15 protein-coding genes are annotated in these 16,795 nt (G+C 65.5%); 8 read left to right on the top strand and 7 right to left on the bottom strand.

Going from position 1 to position 16,795, the window contains the following annotated elements; translation table 11 throughout:
* The first annotated feature begins 264 nt into the window (after positions 1-264).
* From VGM61_RS18840 to VGM61_RS18830, 3 genes are read left to right on the top strand one after another with little or no spacing between them, the layout of a single operon-like run.
* Positions 265-1,590 carry an APC family permease gene (locus VGM61_RS18840; RefSeq protein ID WP_331524463.1) on the top strand — a complete coding sequence of 442 codons (1,326 nt, stop codon included), beginning with the start codon at positions 265-267 and terminating at the stop codon, positions 1,588-1,590.
* Positions 1,591-1,635: 45 nt separating this feature from the next.
* Entirely contained in the window at positions 1,636-2,166 is a 531-nt protein-coding gene (locus VGM61_RS18835) for a (2Fe-2S)-binding protein (RefSeq protein ID WP_331524462.1), read from the top strand.
* Positions 2,166-4,445, top strand: a complete 2,280-nt coding sequence (locus VGM61_RS18830) for a xanthine dehydrogenase family protein molybdopterin-binding subunit (protein WP_331524461.1) — start codon at positions 2,166-2,168, stop codon at positions 4,443-4,445. The genes VGM61_RS18835 and VGM61_RS18830 overlap by 1 nt, the downstream gene beginning before the upstream one ends.
* A gap of 20 nt (positions 4,446-4,465) precedes the next feature.
* On the opposite strand, the gene VGM61_RS18825 is transcribed toward VGM61_RS18830, so the two are convergent.
* Positions 4,466-6,412 (bottom strand): hypothetical protein, encoded by a 1,947-nt coding sequence (locus VGM61_RS18825; RefSeq protein ID WP_331524460.1) that lies wholly within the window; start codon positions 6,410-6,412, stop codon positions 4,466-4,468.
* Between the two features lie 9 nt (positions 6,413-6,421).
* Positions 6,422-7,444: a hypothetical protein gene (locus VGM61_RS18820; RefSeq protein ID WP_331524459.1), complete on the bottom strand. Its 1,023-nt coding sequence runs from the start codon at positions 7,442-7,444 to the stop codon at positions 6,422-6,424.
* 225 nt (positions 7,445-7,669) lie between these two features.
* On the opposite strand from VGM61_RS18820, the gene fusA reads away from it, so the two are divergent.
* Complete coding sequence (fusA, locus tag VGM61_RS18815) at positions 7,670-9,709, top strand: elongation factor G (protein WP_331524458.1); 2,040 nt, start codon at positions 7,670-7,672, stop codon at positions 9,707-9,709.
* Positions 9,710-9,855: 146 nt separating this feature from the next.
* Here the strand turns inward: fusA and VGM61_RS18810 are convergent, their stop codons facing one another.
* The 4 genes from VGM61_RS18810 to VGM61_RS18795 form a co-directional block, all read right to left on the bottom strand.
* Positions 9,856-10,179 carry a helix-turn-helix transcriptional regulator gene (locus tag VGM61_RS18810; RefSeq protein ID WP_331524457.1) on the bottom strand — a complete coding sequence of 108 codons (324 nt, stop codon included), beginning with the start codon at positions 10,177-10,179 and terminating at the stop codon, positions 9,856-9,858.
* Entirely contained in the window at positions 10,176-10,526 is a 351-nt protein-coding gene (locus tag VGM61_RS18805) for a type II toxin-antitoxin system RelE/ParE family toxin (protein ID WP_331524456.1), read from the bottom strand. Before VGM61_RS18805 ends, VGM61_RS18810 begins: the two co-directional genes overlap by 4 nt.
* Before the next feature lie 435 nt (positions 10,527-10,961).
* Positions 10,962-11,507 (bottom strand): type 1 glutamine amidotransferase domain-containing protein, encoded by a 546-nt coding sequence (locus VGM61_RS18800; RefSeq protein WP_331524455.1) that lies wholly within the window; start codon positions 11,505-11,507, stop codon positions 10,962-10,964.
* An 85-nt stretch (positions 11,508-11,592) separates the two neighbouring features.
* Positions 11,593-12,075 carry an SET domain-containing protein gene (locus VGM61_RS18795; RefSeq protein WP_331524454.1) on the bottom strand — a complete coding sequence of 161 codons (483 nt, stop codon included), beginning with the start codon at positions 12,073-12,075 and terminating at the stop codon, positions 11,593-11,595.
* Positions 12,076-12,223: 148 nt separating this feature from the next.
* Between VGM61_RS18795 and VGM61_RS18790 the strand changes: the two genes are divergently transcribed.
* The 3 genes from VGM61_RS18790 to VGM61_RS18780 all read left to right on the top strand — a co-directional run bounded on the left by VGM61_RS18790 (position 12,224) and on the right by VGM61_RS18780 (position 15,066).
* Positions 12,224-12,706 (top strand): hypothetical protein, encoded by a 483-nt coding sequence (locus tag VGM61_RS18790; protein WP_331524453.1) that lies wholly within the window; start codon positions 12,224-12,226, stop codon positions 12,704-12,706.
* Between the two features lie 7 nt (positions 12,707-12,713).
* On the top strand, positions 12,714-14,489 hold the full coding sequence (locus VGM61_RS18785) for an acyl-CoA dehydrogenase C-terminal domain-containing protein (protein WP_331524452.1): 1,776 nt from the start codon (positions 12,714-12,716) through the stop codon (positions 14,487-14,489).
* A 103-nt stretch (positions 14,490-14,592) separates the two neighbouring features.
* The gene (locus VGM61_RS18780; protein WP_331524451.1) at positions 14,593-15,066 is read left to right on the top strand and encodes a GNAT family N-acetyltransferase; all 474 of its coding nucleotides are present in this window, start codon (positions 14,593-14,595) and stop codon (positions 15,064-15,066) included.
* Between the two features lie 56 nt (positions 15,067-15,122).
* Here the strand turns inward: VGM61_RS18780 and VGM61_RS18775 are convergent, their stop codons facing one another.
* The gene (locus VGM61_RS18775) at positions 15,123-15,878 is read right to left on the bottom strand and encodes a SapC family protein (protein WP_331524450.1); all 756 of its coding nucleotides are present in this window, start codon (positions 15,876-15,878) and stop codon (positions 15,123-15,125) included.
* Between the two features lie 294 nt (positions 15,879-16,172).
* On the opposite strand from VGM61_RS18775, the gene VGM61_RS18770 reads away from it, so the two are divergent.
* On the top strand, positions 16,173-16,769 hold the full coding sequence (locus VGM61_RS18770; protein ID WP_331524466.1) for an HNH endonuclease: 597 nt from the start codon (positions 16,173-16,175) through the stop codon (positions 16,767-16,769).
* Positions 16,770-16,795: the final 26 nt, after the last annotated feature.

Genomic DNA, 16,795 nt, shown 5'->3' with positions numbered 1-16,795 from the left:
CCAGCGGGGGGCGGTAGCGACACTGGTGCCGCCGAACTTCATCACAATCCAGGGGGCGTCCGCGGGCAGCGGGGCCGGAAACACAAGGCTCACGGGATTCTTCCGGGGGGTTTGCCAAATCCTGTGAGTGTTGCGCTGCGTCACGGAAAAGGCAACGGCAGTGGGCCAATGCCTCGGAACCGGCTCAAGTTTGCCCGACGGCGCTTGCCCGATGCGCCCAGGCCCGCCATTCTCTGGCCTTTTACGACACCAGGGGAACGCTCGATGTCATCACCGAACCCGCCGGAGGGCTACGTCCGCAGCCTGGGCCTGCGCGACGCGGCGCTAATCGTGGTCGGCGGCATCATCGGTGGCGGCATCTTCCGCAGCCCGAACATCGCCGCACAGCGCACCGAATCGGGCTTCTCGCTGCTGGCGATCTGGGTGGCGGCGGGCCTGCTCACCCTGGTCGGCGCGCTCTGCTACGCCGAACTTGGCGCGCGCCGGCCGCTTGCCGGCGGCAGTTATGTCTACCTGCGCGAAGCCTATGGCCCGATGGCGGGCTTCCTGTTCGGCTGGACCATGCTGCTGGTGATCTATTCCGGCAGCACCGCTGCTGTCGCCACGGTGTTTTCCGGCTACGCCATCGCCGCCTTCGGCCTTCCGGCGGGCCTCGCGCTGCCGCTGACCATCGGTGCGCTGGTGTTCGTCACGGGCATCAACCTTTTCGGCATCCGTACCGGCGCACACATCCAGAACGTCTTCACCATCCTCAAGCTCCTGGCGGTAGCGGCGCTGGTGGTCACCGGCCTCGCCTTCGCCGGTGCCGGCAGCACGCAGGCACTGTCGGCCGATCCGAGCATGCAGGGCGTGGGCTTTGCCGGCGCCTTCCTGCCGGTGCTCTTCGCCTACAGCGGCTTCACCTACCTCAACAACCTCGGCGGCGAAGTGCGCGACCCGCAGCGAACCCTGCCGCGGGCACTGGGCCTGGGCATGCTGGTCGTGATCACGGCCTATGTGCTGGCCAACTACGCCTACCTGTCCGTGCTGGGCCACGGCGGCCTGGCCAGCAGCGAGGCACCGGCGGCGGATGTCATGCGCCGCGTCTTCGGCGATGCCGGGGCCAAGGCCATCGCGCTGGGCATCGCGGTATCCACCCTGGGCTTCTGCAACATCACGCTGGTCTCCGGCGCGCGCGTGCTGCAGGCGATGGGCGAGGACGGCCTGTTCTTCCGCAGCGTCGCTCGCCTGCACCCGCGCTGGCGCACGCCCAACGTGGCGCTGATGCTGCTGGCAGCCTGGTCGATCGTGCTGGCCGCCAGCGGCAGCTACGGCCAGTTGCTCGACTACGCCACCTTTGCCGACTGGCTGGCCTGCGCGGTCACTGTCACGACCTTGTTCTGGTATCGCAGGCGGGATGCATCCAACCCATCCTTCCGCGCGCCGTGGCACCCGTGGCTGCCGTTGCTTTTCATCGGCGCCGTGGCCGCCGTGGTGGTGGTGACCATGCTCGATAACCCGACCAATGCAGGGATCGGCGTGCTGATCGTGCTTGCCGGTATCCCGGTTTACCTTGTCTGGCGACGGCTGTTCAGTAAAAGCCACGTCTAAAAGACGGCAGACAATGTGAGAATAGGGAAATAACCGGGAGAAATCATGCAGCAGCCGCAAGTCCTGCAAGCGCCACCCACCAGCGAAATCAAGCGCGAGCCCATCCGCGAGGGCCTGGAACTGGTGATCAACGGCAAACGCTTCCGCCATACCGGCGACGAGGCCCTGCCGCTGCTGTGGTACCTGCGCGACATCCTGCGGCTGACCGGCGCGAAATACGGCTGCGATGAAGGCGAGTGCGGTTTCTGCACCGTGCTGGTGGACGGCAAGGCCGCGCTGGCCTGCCGGCTTACCATGGGCAAGCTTGCCAACAAGCACGTCACCACCGTCGAAGGCCTGGGCAAACCCGACGGCAGCCTGCATCCGCTGCAACAGGCGTGGATCGATGAAGACGCCGTGTTGTGCGGCTACTGCCAGCCCGGCCAGCTGATGGCGGCGGCCGATCTCATCGCCCGCAAGCCCGATCCGTCCGACGCGGATATCGACCACATCGGCACGCTTTGCCGCTGCGGCAGCTACCCGCGGGTGCGCAAGGCGATCAAGCGTGCCGCCAAGGCCATGCGGGACGCCCGCTGATGACGGACACGCTGTGGCTTTCACGTCGACGTTTTCTGAAGGTGATGGCAGGCACCGCCGGTGCACTGGTGGTAGGCATCGGAAGCGCTCGCGCCGCTGATACGCCTCCAGTACCGCTGGGGCTGCTGGGTGATGCCTGGAGCCAGGTCGGGCCGTACCTGCGGCTGGACGCCGACGGCCGCATCTTCATCGGCGCGCGTGATCCGGACAACGGCGAAGGCACCGCTACTTCATTGCCGCGATTGGTCGCCGAGGAACTCGACGCCGACTGGACGCGCGTGGTGGTGGTACCCCTGGGCCTTGGCGTGGAAGACGGCAATGGCGAGCCGCGCTGGCTTTATGGACGCCAGCGCAGCGGACAGGGCGACAGCATTCCCACGGCCTGGACCGACATGCGCCAGGCCGGTGCGCTGGCCCGTTCGATGTTGCTGCAGGCCGCGGCGCAGCGCCTTGGTGTGGCCGCGGGGCAACTGCGCGTGGAGAACGGCACGGTGATCGCGCCGGATGGCCGCCGGTTGTCTTACGGCCAGCTTGCCGAGGCCGCCTCGCAACTTGCCGCGCCGGACACCATGCCTGCCCTCAAGACACCGGACCGCTTTCGCCTGGTGGGTCAGCCCGTGGGCGATGTCGATGCCCACGCCGCGGTCACCGGCAAACTTGCCTATGCCATCGACACGGCAGACGGCGACGCCATGGTCGCGGTGCTTTCGCGCTGCCCCTACCCGGGCGGCACGCTCGATGGGGTGGATACCGGCGACACGCTGAAAGTGAAGGGCGTGCTGCAGGTGATCCAGCTCCAGCCGGAAGCCGGCCAGGGGTTGGGAATGACCCCGCTTGCGCCGGCCGTGGCAGTGCTTGCCGAGGACACCTGGTCGGCGCTGGAGGGCCGGAAGAAACTCAAGCTCTCCTGGAAGCCCGGCGCCATGCCGCTGCCGTCCCTGTCGGACCTGGAAAAGCAGGCGCAGGCTTCCTTCGACAGCCCGGATGCACTGGTCACCGTGGTGCGCGACGATGGCGACGCCCTTGGTCTGCTGAAGAAAAAGGGTGTGCGTCGCATCGATGCCACCTACGTGCAGCCATGGATCGCCCATGCGGTGGCCGAACCACTGGCGTGCACCGTGCGCGTGGACCCGGACACCAGTGCCGTGATCACGACGGCCTCGCAGGCGCCGCGCGACGCCTACACCATCGTGCAGCGCCTGACGGGATTGCGCGCCTCTCAGATCCGCATCGACGTACCGCGTGGTGGTGGCGCCTTCGGACGCCGGTTGCTGCACGACCACCTTGCCGAGGCGATGATCATCGCCATGGCCGAGAAGCCCGAGCCGCTGCGCAAACGCGCGATCAAGGTGATGTGGACGCGCGACGAAGACCTCGCCCACGATGCATGGCGGGCACCCACGATCCACCGCATGAGCGCCACCATCGACCAGCGCAAGGGCATCACCGGCTGGGTGCAGAACATGGCCAGCCCCAACCGCGACCTGCCGGCGCCGGCGCGGCCCTGGATGTCGGAGCTAGTGCAGGACGCCATGCCCGCGGGACTGGTCAGCAACTTCCGCAGCAACTGGTACGCGCTCGACACGCCGTTGCCGCGCGGCGAGTGGCGCGGCACGCCCCATCTGTCGCACGCCTTCGCCAGTGAAAGCTTCATCGACGAGATCGCCAACGCCCTGAAAGCGAACCCGCTGGACGTGCGCCTGCGCTTGCTTGGCGAGCCGCGGAAACTGCCCTATCGCGGACCGGGCGGGCCGACCGTCGACACGGGCCGACTGGTGAATGTGTTGCGCCAGGTTGCCGACCGCATCGACTGGAAGCGCTGGCTGCATAGTGAAACCGGGCTCGGCCTGGCCTGCTATTACGTCAACGGCGGTTACGTGGCCCACGCCATCGAGGTGGCGAACAAGGGCAACGGCCAGATCGACGTGGTGCGGGCGGTCTGCGCGGTGGACGTGGGCCAGCCGGTCAATCCCCTGGGGCTCCAGGCGCAGGTGATGGGCGGCACGATCGACGCGCTGTCCACGGCAATGAACCTGTCGATCACCTTCCGCGACGGGCAGGTGCAGCAGAAGAACTTCCGCGACTACCCCATCGCCAATACCGCGCAGATGCCCAACGACGTGGAGGTGATCATCGTGCCTTCCGAAGCAGCGCCCGCGGGCGCCAGCGTGCTTGCGATGCCCACCGCGGCGCCTGCGCTGGCCAACGCGGTATTCCGCGCCACGGCGGTGCGGGTGCGTCGTCTTCCCTTGCTGCGTGAGGTTGCACGCCTGTCGTAACGGCGGCGTGCAGCTTCGGCTTAGTGGAACTGGTCGCTGGCCGGTACCCACGATCCCGGTGGCGGCGACGACGGCCTGTTGGGTGCATCGAAAGTGCAACCCGGTGGCGGCGGGCCGCCGGCAACGCGCGCGGTGGCGCACAAGGTGGTGTTGTCCAGCGGCTTGGGGGGCGCAGGCGCGCTGCTTGCCCACACCGGCACACCCAGGTCCGCCACCAGCGGATTGGACGGCGCCAGCTTCATCCGTTCGTAGACCTTCTCGCTCAGCGCGGCAGCCGGCGGGTCCGGGTTGCCACAACCGAACAGCGCCATCGGCAGCAGCGGCATCACCTTGCACTCCACGCGCACGCCGCGCGGCAAATGGAAGGTATGCGACAGCGTGGTTTTCTCCACCGCGTGGCGCAGGGCAGTGTCGATCGAGCTTTCGCCTTCGGGTGTCCAATCCTTGGCGAAACGCGTGGCCCTGTATTTCACCGGGTTGGTGTCGTGCGACATGATCTGCATGTCGCCGCGCGGCTTGAGCTGGATGAACTGGCCGGGGTTCCCGGCGGGGTTGCCATTCATCGCGCCCTCGGCACCGCCGGGACCGGGCTTGCCCAGGATGCTTCCGGTGGCGGCACCTGGCGCCTGGCCGCCGAGGCCCGTCTTGCCTTCGGCGCTGCCATGGGCATTGGCGTTGTTGGGAGATTCGGTCTTGCCGGTGCCGGCAGTAGTTTCTGGGGTGGGAATATTGGCCTGGCCTGTCGGTGAGCCTGGCGTGGGCGTGTTTTCGCGCGCGGCTGACTGATCGCCCGTGCCTGCCGGGGGCTCCGGCGTGGCTGCCTCGCCCTTCGCCTGGCTGGCGCCAGCTTCGGCTACCGCCACCGGTACGGACGCGATCTTCCCGAGCTCCGGCTGGGCGACACCATTGACCGACACTACCGCTGCGTTCACCCGGGTGGATGGCGCCTGCACGGATGGGCGTGCGTCTGCTGAAACATCCACCGGTGCCAGATCCGGCTCTTCGGCGGGTGCGGGCTGCTCGATGGATGCGGGCGCCACCTGGATAGCCGCTGTAGGCCGCGGCGTGGCGACCGTGATCGTCGGCGCTACCGGGCGTTCGGCGACGTCGGGTACCGGCGCCAGGGCCTCGCTCGGCGGCTCGGCGCTTGCCGTCACTTCCGGCCGCGGCACGCTGGCCGGTTCCACCGTGGTCGTGGGCTGGTCCACCTGCGTGGAAGCCGCCAGCGTCGGCGGTTCCGGGCGCACCTGCGATTGCGCTACCGGTATCGGCGGCATCTCGATCGACGGCGGCGGCGGCAGGGGCTGGTTGCCTTCTTCGCGCGGTGGCCTTACCGGTTCGGGCTGGAACTTCGGCGGCACTACCACGGGTGTCGGCGGCGTGGCGGCAAACTCCGGCGGCGGCAGCTCAGGCAGCGGCACCGGCGGCAGTTCTTCCTGTTTGGGTGGGGCCGTGGGCGGCTTGCGCGGCGCATCGGGTGTGGGCTGATGGTTGGGCACCGGCGAACGCACGCGGGTATCGGGGGTGATCACCACGCTCGGCGCATCGGGCGTGGCAATCGGAGGCATCGGTGCGCTGCGGCGGCTGCGAGCGGCGGCCACCTGTCCCGCCGCCGCGGATTTCGCCTTGCGCGGGGCAGCGCGCGCTGCTTCGCCGCGGGGCGTGGGTTTGGCCGGCGGCTTGGGCGGCGGATTGCGTTCGATCAGGCGCAGCTGGATGGCATCGCCCGTGGGCTCGGGCGGGGGCGGGAATTCCAGCGGCTCGTAGGCGGGCCCCAGCAAGATGAAGACGATCACCAGCAGGTGCACGACGAGGGTGCCGGCCAGGGCAGCGATGCGGCGGCCACTGGGGCGTTCAGGCTCGCGCAGCCCCCGGCGATAAACCATGGCGACGCGCGTCGCGTCGCGGGGAGCGAGCAGCGGGGTCGGTGGTCGATCGGCGCTGCCGGGTCCTGCGGGCGTGGACATGGCGGTAGTCTAGCTTGGCGTGTCGTTTCCTTGGAGGCGCTTTTTCTCAGCGTCGATCGACCGCATCGGCGTATCGGTGGGGCAAGCCTGGGGCAGCGGCTGGCCCTTGCGATAAACCTCGATGCACTCCTTGATGTCCATCGCCGGCGGCGGGTTCATCCCGGGTACCAGGGGGTTGGCCGGCGGCATGTTCAGGCGCTTGTCGCCGTCTTTCTTCGGTGGCCCCGAAGGTGGATCGCCGCCGCAACTCAAGAAGATGATGGCGAAACCGCAGTTGACGCGCGCACCGTTGCCCAGGTCGAAGGTTTTCTTGACGGTGACGGCCTCGAGCGTCTTGCGAAGGCCCTCTTGCAGAATATTCTCGCGGACGGGAGTCCAGTACGTGTCGAAGCGCGTCTCGGTGTACTTCACCGGCAGGTCGTGCTTCATGACTTTGTCGTCGCCCTGGGGACGCTGGGCGATGAAGTCGGGTGTGCGGGCGGTGCTTGCCGGTGCCGGCGCCAGCTTCACCTGGCCGTTATCGAAAATCCGGGGCGCCGGTGGTCCGAGCGTTGCCTGCATCGCCCCGGGTGTCGGCGCCTCACGCGGCGGGGTTGGCTGAGCGGGCAGCTGGGGCGGGGATGGCCGGGGCGGTTCGGTACTGGCAGGGCGGCGTTGGGCGACGGTCCGTGGCGGGGTGTTCTTCGGCACGGGAATGTCCAGCGGCGGTGGCGCGGCCTCGACGGGCATTGGTGGCGGCCGGTCGATCAGGCGCACCTGCAGGGCGGAATCACGTGGCTCCCTGGGGGCCTCGGGCGCGTGCGGATGCATGCCCATACGGGCGGCAATGAAGATCACCAGGTGCAATGCCACTACCAGCACGATGCCCAGTACCACGGGCAGGCGCTCGCTAGGTGCCCGGCGCCAGCGCATCTCGTGCAGGAGGGCCCGGGTGGGGGCATCGATCACGGCCAGGCCCGCGCCATGGCGCAGGTCCAGCTCGAGGCGATGGTGTTCGACCTGGTCGGGTACGGGGAGTCCCTGGTGCTGCACTGGCCGCTGATCTCCCTTCACGTGCCGTAATCAAAGAATGAACCGCCGAGCTTAGCGGCCGGGCCCTAAACGCGGCCTAAGCCGCTTGACGCGCCTTGCGGATGGGAGAAGGCTATGGGGACACCAACGCCATCGTCATGCCGCTCGCGGCGTACGGTCGCGACGCCATCACCGACGCCGCCCCCATGCCGCCCGCCCATACCGTTAACCTCGGAGGGTCGCATCGTGTCGTACACCACGGAACACATCCGCAACCTGGCCCTCGCCGGCCATGCCGGCGCGGGCAAGACCACCCTGTTCGAAGCGCTGCTGCATGCCGGCGGCGCCCTGGCCTCCCGGGGCGAAGTCGAACGGGGCAATACCGTTTCTGATTTCGACCCGGCCGAGCGCGCGCGCGGGCATTCGATCGACACGGCCATCGCCTCGCTCGAACGAGACGGCTACCGCATCACCCTGATTGACACTCCAGGTTACGCGGAGTTCCGCGGACCGGCCCTGGCGGCCATGGACGCGGTGGAAACCATCGCGGTGGTGGTCAATGCCGCCCACGGGATCGAACACGGCACCCGGTGGGTGATGGAGCGGGCGCGCGAGCGCGGCCTGGCCTGCATCCTGGTGGTGAACCGCATCGATGCCGAGCACGTTGACCTTCCTTCCCTGGTGCAATCCCTGCGCAATGAATTCGGCAGCCAGTGCCTGCCGGTCAACCTGCCCTGCGCCAAGGGCCGCACGGTAGCCGACTGCTTCTTCCAGACCGGCGGCGAAAGCGATTTTTCAGCCCCCATGCACGCTCACCAGCAGATGCTGGACCAGATCATGGAGACCGACGAGGCCACCATGGAGCACTACCTGGAGGAAGGCGAGGAATCGCTCACCCCCCGGGAATTGCGCGACGCCTTCGAGCGGGCGCTGCGTGAAGGCCACCTGGTGCCGATCTGCTTCACTTCCGCGCGCGACAATGTAGGCATCGAGCCGCTGCTCGACCTCATCGCACGGCTGATGCCCAGCCCCGCCGAACGGAACCCGCCGCCGTTCCTGCACGCTGGCGGCGAACCAGTGGAAGCGGTGCCCGATCCCTCCCGACACGTGATCGCCGATGTCTTCAAGGTGGTCAACGATCCCTTCGTCGGCAAGCTTGGCGTGTTCCGCGTGTACCAAGGCACGATCCGCCGCGACATGCAGCTTTATATCGACGACGCCCGCAAACCGTTCCGCGTAGCGCACCTGTTTCGCCTGCAAGGCAAGGAACACATCGAGATCGATGAAGCCCTGCCCGGCGACATCGCAGCCGTTTCCCGCATCGAGGAAATTCATTTCGACGCGGTGCTGCACGACGCCCACGAGGACGACCAGCTTCACCTGGTGCCGGCGCCTTTTCCCAACCCGATGTTCGGCTTGGCTGTGGAGCCCGCGCACAAGGGCCAGGAGCAGAAAATGGCCCAGGCGTTGGCTCGATTGGCCGAGGAAGATCCCTGTTTCCAGGTGGAGAACCACAACGAGCTCAACGAGACGGTGATCCGCGGCCTGTCCGACCTGCACCTTCGCCTGATGCTTGAACGCATGCATTCCCGGTATGGCGTGGAAGTGGTATCGCATACGCCGCGCGTGGCTTATCGCGAGACCATCAACGGTGCGGCCGACGGCCACCACCGGCACAAGAAACAGACTGGCGGCGCCGGGCAATTCGGTGAAGTCACCCTGCATGTGGAACCGCTGGCCCGCGGCGAAGGCTTCCGCTTCGAAGATGCCACCAAGGGCGGCGTCATCCCCGGCCAGTTTATTCCCGCCATCGAGAAAGGCGTGCGGCAGGCACTTAAACATGGCGCCATCGCCGGCTATCCGATCCAGGACGTGCGCGTGGTGGTGACCGACGGCAAGCACCATCCGGTGGATTCGAAGGAAGTGGCTTTCGTCAGCGCCGGCCGCAAAGCCTTCCTCGATGCCGTCAGCAAGGCCCATCCACAAGTGCTCGAGCCGGTGGTGGCACTGGACGTGTCATTACCGGAACAGAACGTCGGCGACGTCACCGGTGGCCTTGCCTCCCGCCGCGCCCACATCCTGGGCACCGACACCCTGCCCCGCGGCGAAATGGCCATCCACGCCCACGTCCCTCTCGCCGAACTCGACGACTATGCCGTGCAACTGAAATCCGTCACCGGCGGCCAGGGCAGCTACGTGCTCGAATTCAGCCACTACGACGCCGTCCCACCCACCGTACAAAAACGCCTGATGGAAGCCTGGACCCCGCAAGCCGAGGCGTCATAACCGCGAAACCCCATAAGGGGTCAGAGTCATTATCGGGCCATGCTTGTGAGAAAGGCCGACAAAAAATGACTCTGACCCCTTTTGGCCTGACCCCTTTTGGCCTCAGAGAGGAAGGCCGACAGGTGTTGCCGCCGTCGGCTTGACACCTAAGCAGAAAAAACGACTGCTACATGCCCGGCTGAAGCCCCTCGACGGGCCGGGCCCACAACGATCTGCACGTCTCTTCCCAACTTTGTCAGGCAGTCGATCATCTTCGTTTCGCTGATGCCCCGGAATTGGCCATTCAACATCTTTGATAGTTTGGATTGGGGAATGCCGAGTACATCGGCTGCTTGCTGCTGGCTCAACTTTCGTCGCTTGATGATCTCGCCGATTTTGGTTGCAAGCTGCGCTTTGACGAGCATTTCCTCGGCATCGGGGAAGCCAAGATCGGCGTAGACGTTGCCCGAGCTCTCTTTAAACTTGATCATTTCGTTTCTCCAAGAGCAAGCGCCTGCGCCTCTTTCAACCGTTCGCGAATCAGGTCCACGTCGCGTCTGGGCGTGGCGATGCCATGCATCGACTTCTTCTGAAAGCAATGAAGTACATAGACAGTCGCCCCGAACTTGACCGTATAAACGGCGCGGAACGTCGCACTTTGGGAATCCTCGACTACCTCTAGAACACCCGCCGAACCAAATCCCGTTAGCACCTTCGCCTTGTTGTGCCTGTTACCTAGCTGAGCTTCATAAAGTGCGTAACCAAAAGTGCTTCGCACTCTTTCGGGCATCGCCTTCAAGTCTTTGTCGGCTGTTCCAAGCCACACCAACTTCCTCATGCACTACTCCATGATGCCATTATGTCCATATGGGCATAATGGCGGCAAGTCGTGCATTGCGCATTGTTCGATGGTCTTTTTGGCGCAACTTTGCGACGCTTCCGATAGACGCAGCGCGAGCGAATCGGGATCATGTGTGTGTTGTCGGCGTACCGGCAACCGGGTGTAGAAAGCCCGCTTTACACGGATCGACGCCTCCAGCGCGCACTGCGGGCGTCGAGATCTCCTGCCGTTCTGGCGGGCGGTCAGGGGGGCCTAGGCCCCACCGTCCGTGTACGGTCTTTCTACCCTGGCTCGCCCGCCACCTTTGCCCTCAACAGGCAAGGTGCGGAGAGCCGCGGTGGCGGACGGACGTCTGTGAAATTGCCGGGCCTAAGTTGAAAGGTGGTGTCGTGCAAGCACCGCGTTCGTCCGCCTGATCCGCTTATTGGGCCGTCAGGCCGCCAACGCCTCAATCAACTCATTCGTAAACGCCGGAATATCATCCGGCTTGCGGCTGGTGATCAGCTGACCGTCGTGCACCACCTGCTTGTCGCTCCACTTCGCACCGGCGTTCTCAAGGTCCGTCTGCAGGCTTGGCCACGAGGTCACCTGCTTGCCCTTGACCAGGCCCGCGTCGATCAGCGTCCATGGACCATGGCAAATAGCGGCGATCGGCTTGCCTGAATCACCGAATGCCTTGATCAGCGCAATGGCGCCCTTCTCCAGACGCAGCTTGTCGGGATTGATCACGCCACCAGGCAACACCAGCGCGTCGTAACCGCCGGCATCGGCCTGGTCCAGCTGCACGTCGACATCGATCGACTTGCCCCAGTCGGTCTTGTTCCAGGCCTTAATCTGCTTCTCCCCACCCGGGGAAATCACATCCACCGTGGCGCCGGCTTCTTCGAGCAGGCGCTTGGGATCGAACAGTTCGGACTGCTCAAAGCCGTTGGTGGCGAGGATGGCGATCTTGCGCCCGTTGAGATTTTTGGCAGCCATGGACTATTTCCTTGAAGGGGGAATGGTCCATGCAGCCTCGCCCACCCGCCATGCAGCGGGTGTGCGGGTGATGTCGCGGGGATGTCTACTTGGCCGAAGCGCGGGGCTTGGGCTTGAGCATCGTGCCGATGCACTTGGGCGAGCCGCAGTAGCACACCCAAACCTTCTTCAGGCGGGCAGTGTGACGCACGTCCAGCGTGATGCCGTAGTCGTAGGTCAATTCCTCGCCCGGGGCAATATCGCGGATGGCCTCGATCAGCACGCGGTCTTTCTTGCGGTCGCGGCCTTCCGCTTCCTCGATCGACGCCTGGCAGTTCGGGTCGCAGCTGTAGTTGATCCAGCGTGCGTCATTGCCGTTGGTGCCGCCGTCAACGATGTATTTGTCGTTGAGGGTGAACAGGAAGGTATGCCCCGTTTCACCGCCATCGCCGTATTTCTTGTCGGCCTGGGCGTGCGTCATGCGGTCGCCCTTGTATTCGATGACGTGCTCACCGGCCTTGATCGGCTTGACGGCGAATACGCCGTTGCCGTGGATGGGTGAGCGCCTGGCGGCGATGCGTCGGCTCATGGGATGCCTGATAAAGGGTAGACCGCGAATGATGCCTTGTCGGCCGTTACTTGGGAACCGGGCCGTTTCGGCACCTCGCGATGTACTGACCAAACGGCCCGCGCTGGGCTACTATCGAACAATCGTTTGACTTCTCTGGTCGACCTCGATGAAACACCTCGTCCGCCTGCTCGCCCTCGCCTGCCTTAGCGCCGTGCTCGTCGCCTGCGGGCCACCGCGCAAGAGCGTCTTTCCACCCACGGTGACCATCCAGCAGCTGCATGCCGTGCCAGGCAAGCCGTGGAAGCTCACCGTGCGGGTGCAGAACAACAGCTACGGCGAAATGGACTTCAGCGCCCTGGACGCCAGCCTGCACGTGGCCGACCTTCCGCCCATGCCGATGGGCAAGGCCATCGACCTGGACGTCCCGGCCTTCGCCGCCGATGTGGTGGAGCTTGAGGTCACGCCGACCGCGCCGATGGCCGCCGCCCTCGCGGCGATCGCCGGCAAAGGCAGCAGCGGCTCGGTGGCTTACCGGGTGGACGGCTTGATGATGGCCAAGCCTGAACAGGAAAAGAAACAGCGATCCTTCGACTTTCAGGCTCGTGGCTGGCTTTCGCCCGTCCCGGGCATCCCTGACACCTACCGCTGAGATTCCCATGACGATATACAAAGCCCCGCTCGACGACATGCGCTTTGCGCTTTACGACGTGCTCGGCGCCGAGGCCATCCTTGGCGGCCTGGGCGGCGGCCAGGCGCACACCCGCGACCTCATCGACGCCGTGCTGGACGAAGCGGCACGCTTCAACGAACAGGTGCTGGCCCCGCTGAACGCCAGCGGTGATGAAGAAGGCTGTCATTACGACAAGGCCACGGCAAGCGTCACCACGCCCAAGGGCTTCAAGGAAGCCTACCGCCAGTACGTCGACGGCGGCTGGGCGGGCCTGACCGCCCCCGAGACCTTCGGTGGCCAGGGCCTGCCGCACGCCGTGGGCGCCCTCACCAAGGAAATGATCGACTCGGCGAACCTGGCCTGGGGCATCTATCCGCTGCTCTCGCAGGGCGCGGTGGATGCGCTCGAACACCATGGCGATCAGTGGCAGCAGGAAGTGTTCCTCAAACCGCTGGTGGAAGGCCGCTGGACGGGAAGCATGTGCCTGACCGAGCCGCAGGCAGGCTCGGACCTGGGCTTGTTGAAAACCCGCGCCGAGCCCAACGGCGACGGCAGCTATAGCATCAGCGGCACGAAGATCTTCATCAGCGCCGGTGAGCACGATTTCGCCGAAAACATCGTGCACCTGGTGCTGGCGCGCCTACCCGATGCGCCCGCCGGCAGCCGCGGCATCTCGATGCTGGCCGTGCCGAAGTTCCGCGTGGGCAAGGATGGCGCCATGGGCGAGCGCAACAAGCTTGCCGCCGGCGCCATCGAGCACAAGATGGGCATCCGCGGCTCCGCTACCTGCGTGATGAATTTCGACGGCGCCGAAGGCTGGTTGATAGGCCCCGCGCACAAGGGCCTGCAGGCGATGTTCACCATGATGAATGCCGCGCGCCTGGCGGTGGGCATCCAGGGCCTGGCGATCAGTGAACGCGCCCTGCAGAACAGCCTGAACTACGCCCGCGAGCGCGTGCAGATGCGCGCGCTGTCAGGACCTGCGTATCCCGATAAACCCGCCGATCCACTGGTGGTGCATCCGGACGTCCGCCGCATGCTGCTGACGCAGCAGGCCTTTGTCGAAGGCGGCCGCGTGCTGGCCCTGTACGGAGCGCTGCAGAGCGATATCGAGGCTCGCGCGGCGGATGAGTCGGCGCGTATCCAGGCCGGGGAATTGCTCTCGTTCCTGATCCCCATCGTGAAGGGGATGCTTACAGAATGGTCGGTGGAATCGACCAAGGAAGCGTTGCAGATTTATGGCGGCCACGGTTACATCGTGGAGAACGGCGTGGAGCAATTCGTCCGCGACGCGCGTATCACCACTTTGTACGAAGGCACCACGCAGATCCAGGCACTGGACCTGATCGGCCGAAAGATCCTGCAGTTGAAGGGCGCGGGCCTGAAACATTTCCTGGCCGAGATAGGCACGTTCTGCCAACAGCACGCACAGGATGCAGGCCTTGCCCCTTTCGTCGGCCCGCTGTCGCAGGCGGCCAGGGCCTGGGGAGAACTAACCCAGTCCCTCGTGGCCAGGGCACAGGAAAATCCCGAGGAAATCGGTGCCGCCGCGGTGGATTACCTCTATCTCTCCGGCTACGTCGCCCTGGCCTGGGCCTGGGCCAGGAGCGTGGCAGCGGCGGACAGTTCGTCCCGGCCGGCCGCGTTCAAGCAGGCCAAGCGCGATGTCGCAACATTTTATTTCGCACGCATCCTGCCCCGTGCGCAGCTGCACCGACAGGCCATTGAGACGGGCGTGTCCACGCTCCCGGCGATAGCCTGATCGATCCAAAGTGCCCGGCCTGGCCGCCGGGCACTTTGCACGATCACCGCCGAGGGTGTAGAAACAAAGGCTCGGTCCGGTCTCCCTAGCGCCTCCCTACGCCATGAGCGAAACGACGTACCTGATTCGCCTCGCCGAAGATGACGACGACTTCATCCTCGGCCTGATTCCCCGCTTCGTGGATTTCCCGCTGCCCAACGGGCGACGGCGAAACGAATGCATCGAAGGCATCCGCGCGGACCTGGTCCGCCACCTGGACGAACAACCGCCCAACAGCTTCATCTTTGTCGCCGAAGACGAAGACGGCGAAACGGTGGGTTTCATCCACCTGCAAAAGACGCAGGACTTCTTCAACCATCGCACCAATTGCCACGTGTCGGACCTTGCGGTTTCCGAAGAAGCCGAAGGCACGGGTGTGGGCAAGGCGCTGCTCGATCATGCCTACGCCTGGGCCCGCGAGCACAAATGCCAGTACGTCACCATTGCGGTCTTTCCCGGCAACGAGCGGGCACGCAGGACGTATGAATCGGCCGGCTACGACCTTGATCTTTGCCGGATGGCCAAAGCGGTGAAGTAGGTAGAAAAAAACCGGCGCAAGGCCGGTTTTTTTCATTTCGTCTGGAGCGAGAGGCTTTACGCCGCAGCGGAAGGCGCTTCCTCGCGCTTGCCCAGGCGTTCGGCCATGCGGTCGATGTTGGACAGCGACACCAGGTGGGCGTAGATCCAGCCGAAGGCGCCTTCGCGCAGCAGTTCACCGGCGACCTTGTCGTCGAGCGCGCGAAGTTTTTCTTCGTTCACCACGTACAGGCCGTTGAGGTTGATCTGCTTGCCCGCAGGGTTGGACAGGTTGATGGTGCGCGGCTCCAGCAGGTTGTGCTCGCGCAGCTTGCCCATGAACCACTGGGTGCGGCGCACGTGGTCCTGGAATTCGCCGAGGAAGTTCACGGCGTTGGTGAGGGCCGGCGCATCGGTGCCGTCTTCGTTGAACAGGCGCTCGCCTTCCTCGGTGTTGAAGCCGTCGAAGGCTTCATCGAGGAACACGGTGAAATCGTCGCCCTCGGCGCCGGCCGGCTTCTCGGCCAGCACGAACGGATAACGGCGCACGAATGCCGGGATATAGACACCGTTCTCCCAGAAGCCTTCATCGCCGATGAAGAGGTTTTCTTCCTGGCGCAGGCCCAGCAGGGCCATGGGGCCTGCCTCTTCCAGCGAGGAACCGGCGAACAGGATGGGAAAATCGCGCGCGGCGGGAGCGAACTCGACGCCGGTGAGCGGAACGGAGTGCACCTTGGCGGCGAAACTCACGTTCGGCAGCGGACGCATCCGCAGATCTTTGTGCGCGGTGCGGTTCAGCGGAACCGGACGTTCATAAAAAAGCACTTCAGCCACGTTTTCTACCCTCAATGCCCCCGCCGTGCCGGGGCGCCACCCCGGCCTCCCCAATCAGACCCGGCGTCGGGTCAGCAATCGAACGCCCACTATATCAGCGGCTTGGGCGTCAGTGGAGGTGGTCGGCGGTAAGCACGATCCGTACCGCTGCGCGTGCGATCTGTCACGGAACTGGGCTATGCTCGGGCCACACGGCCCATTCGCCACTGAAGGCCGCGTCGCTGGACGATCTTTCGCTCTCGTGAAGGAACGCATCGCATGCTTGGTTTGGCCCCGTTGTACCCCATGGAAAATATGGCACTGGAAGCCGCCCGCGTAACCGCGCTCAACACCACCCGGGTGCTGGCGCTGGACGCCGCTGGCCGGATCCTTGACTGGATCAGCTGGCAAGATGCCGCCTGCCTGTACGTCCGCGAGGCGGTCGCCTGGACCCTGGGCGACCCCTGCATCACCGTCCACGGCGGCATCAACCGCATCCGCGGCGACCAGAGCATCCTGAAGCTCCACCCCATCGTTGCCAGCACCGGCCACTGCCGCGACCACGCCATCGACCCGGCCCCGGCGCTCACCAATACCGCGCTGTTCGCCCGCGACCGCCATATCTGCCTGTACTGCGGCGATCATTTCAGCCGCCACGAACTCACCCGCGACCATGTGCTGCCGGTGTCCAAGAAAGGCCAGGACATCTGGGAAAACGTGGTTTCCGCCTGCCTTGCCTGCAACCTGCGCAAGGGCAGCCGCACGCCGCAGCAGGCGGATATGCCGCTGCTGGCCGTGCCCTACCGGCCCAGCTGGGTGGAGCACCTGATCCTGTCCAACCGCAACATCCTGGCCGACCAGATGGAATTCCTGGTCAGCCACCTGCCCCGGGACCGCCGCCCGGCACCTTAAGCCACGGTATTTTCACGCGGCTGCCC

It is taken from the genome of Pinirhizobacter sp., from assembly GCF_036499745.1.
Taxonomy (GTDB): Bacteria; Pseudomonadota; Gammaproteobacteria; order Xanthomonadales; family Rhodanobacteraceae; genus Pinirhizobacter.
This window is presented reverse-complemented; position numbering and strand designations above follow the sequence as displayed.

Excerpts from the sequence above, each read along its gene's own strand:
- VGM61_RS18810 (WP_331524457.1), bottom strand. The coding sequence starts at position 10,179 with ATGATCAAGTTTAAAGAGAGCTCGGGCAACGTCTACGCCGATCTTGGC.
- VGM61_RS18770 (WP_331524466.1), top strand. The coding sequence starts at position 16,173 with ATGGCACTGGAAGCCGCCCGCGTAACCGCGCTCAACACCACCCGGGTG.
- VGM61_RS18785 (WP_331524452.1), top strand. The coding sequence starts at position 12,714 with ATGACGATATACAAAGCCCCGCTCGACGACATGCGCTTTGCGCTTTAC.
- VGM61_RS18795 (WP_331524454.1), bottom strand. The coding sequence starts at position 12,075 with ATGAGCCGACGCATCGCCGCCAGGCGCTCACCCATCCACGGCAACGGC.
- VGM61_RS18800 (WP_331524455.1), bottom strand. The coding sequence starts at position 11,507 with ATGGCTGCCAAAAATCTCAACGGGCGCAAGATCGCCATCCTCGCCACC.
- VGM61_RS18805 (WP_331524456.1), bottom strand. The coding sequence starts at position 10,526 with ATGAGGAAGTTGGTGTGGCTTGGAACAGCCGACAAAGACTTGAAGGCG.
- VGM61_RS18830 (WP_331524461.1), top strand. The coding sequence starts at position 2,166 with ATGACGGACACGCTGTGGCTTTCACGTCGACGTTTTCTGAAGGTGATG.
- VGM61_RS18825 (WP_331524460.1), bottom strand. The coding sequence starts at position 6,412 with ATGTCCACGCCCGCAGGACCCGGCAGCGCCGATCGACCACCGACCCCG.
- VGM61_RS18790 (WP_331524453.1), top strand. The coding sequence starts at position 12,224 with ATGAAACACCTCGTCCGCCTGCTCGCCCTCGCCTGCCTTAGCGCCGTG.
- VGM61_RS18780 (WP_331524451.1), top strand. The coding sequence starts at position 14,593 with ATGAGCGAAACGACGTACCTGATTCGCCTCGCCGAAGATGACGACGAC.
- VGM61_RS18835 (WP_331524462.1), top strand. The coding sequence starts at position 1,636 with ATGCAGCAGCCGCAAGTCCTGCAAGCGCCACCCACCAGCGAAATCAAG.
- VGM61_RS18840 (WP_331524463.1), top strand. The coding sequence starts at position 265 with ATGTCATCACCGAACCCGCCGGAGGGCTACGTCCGCAGCCTGGGCCTG.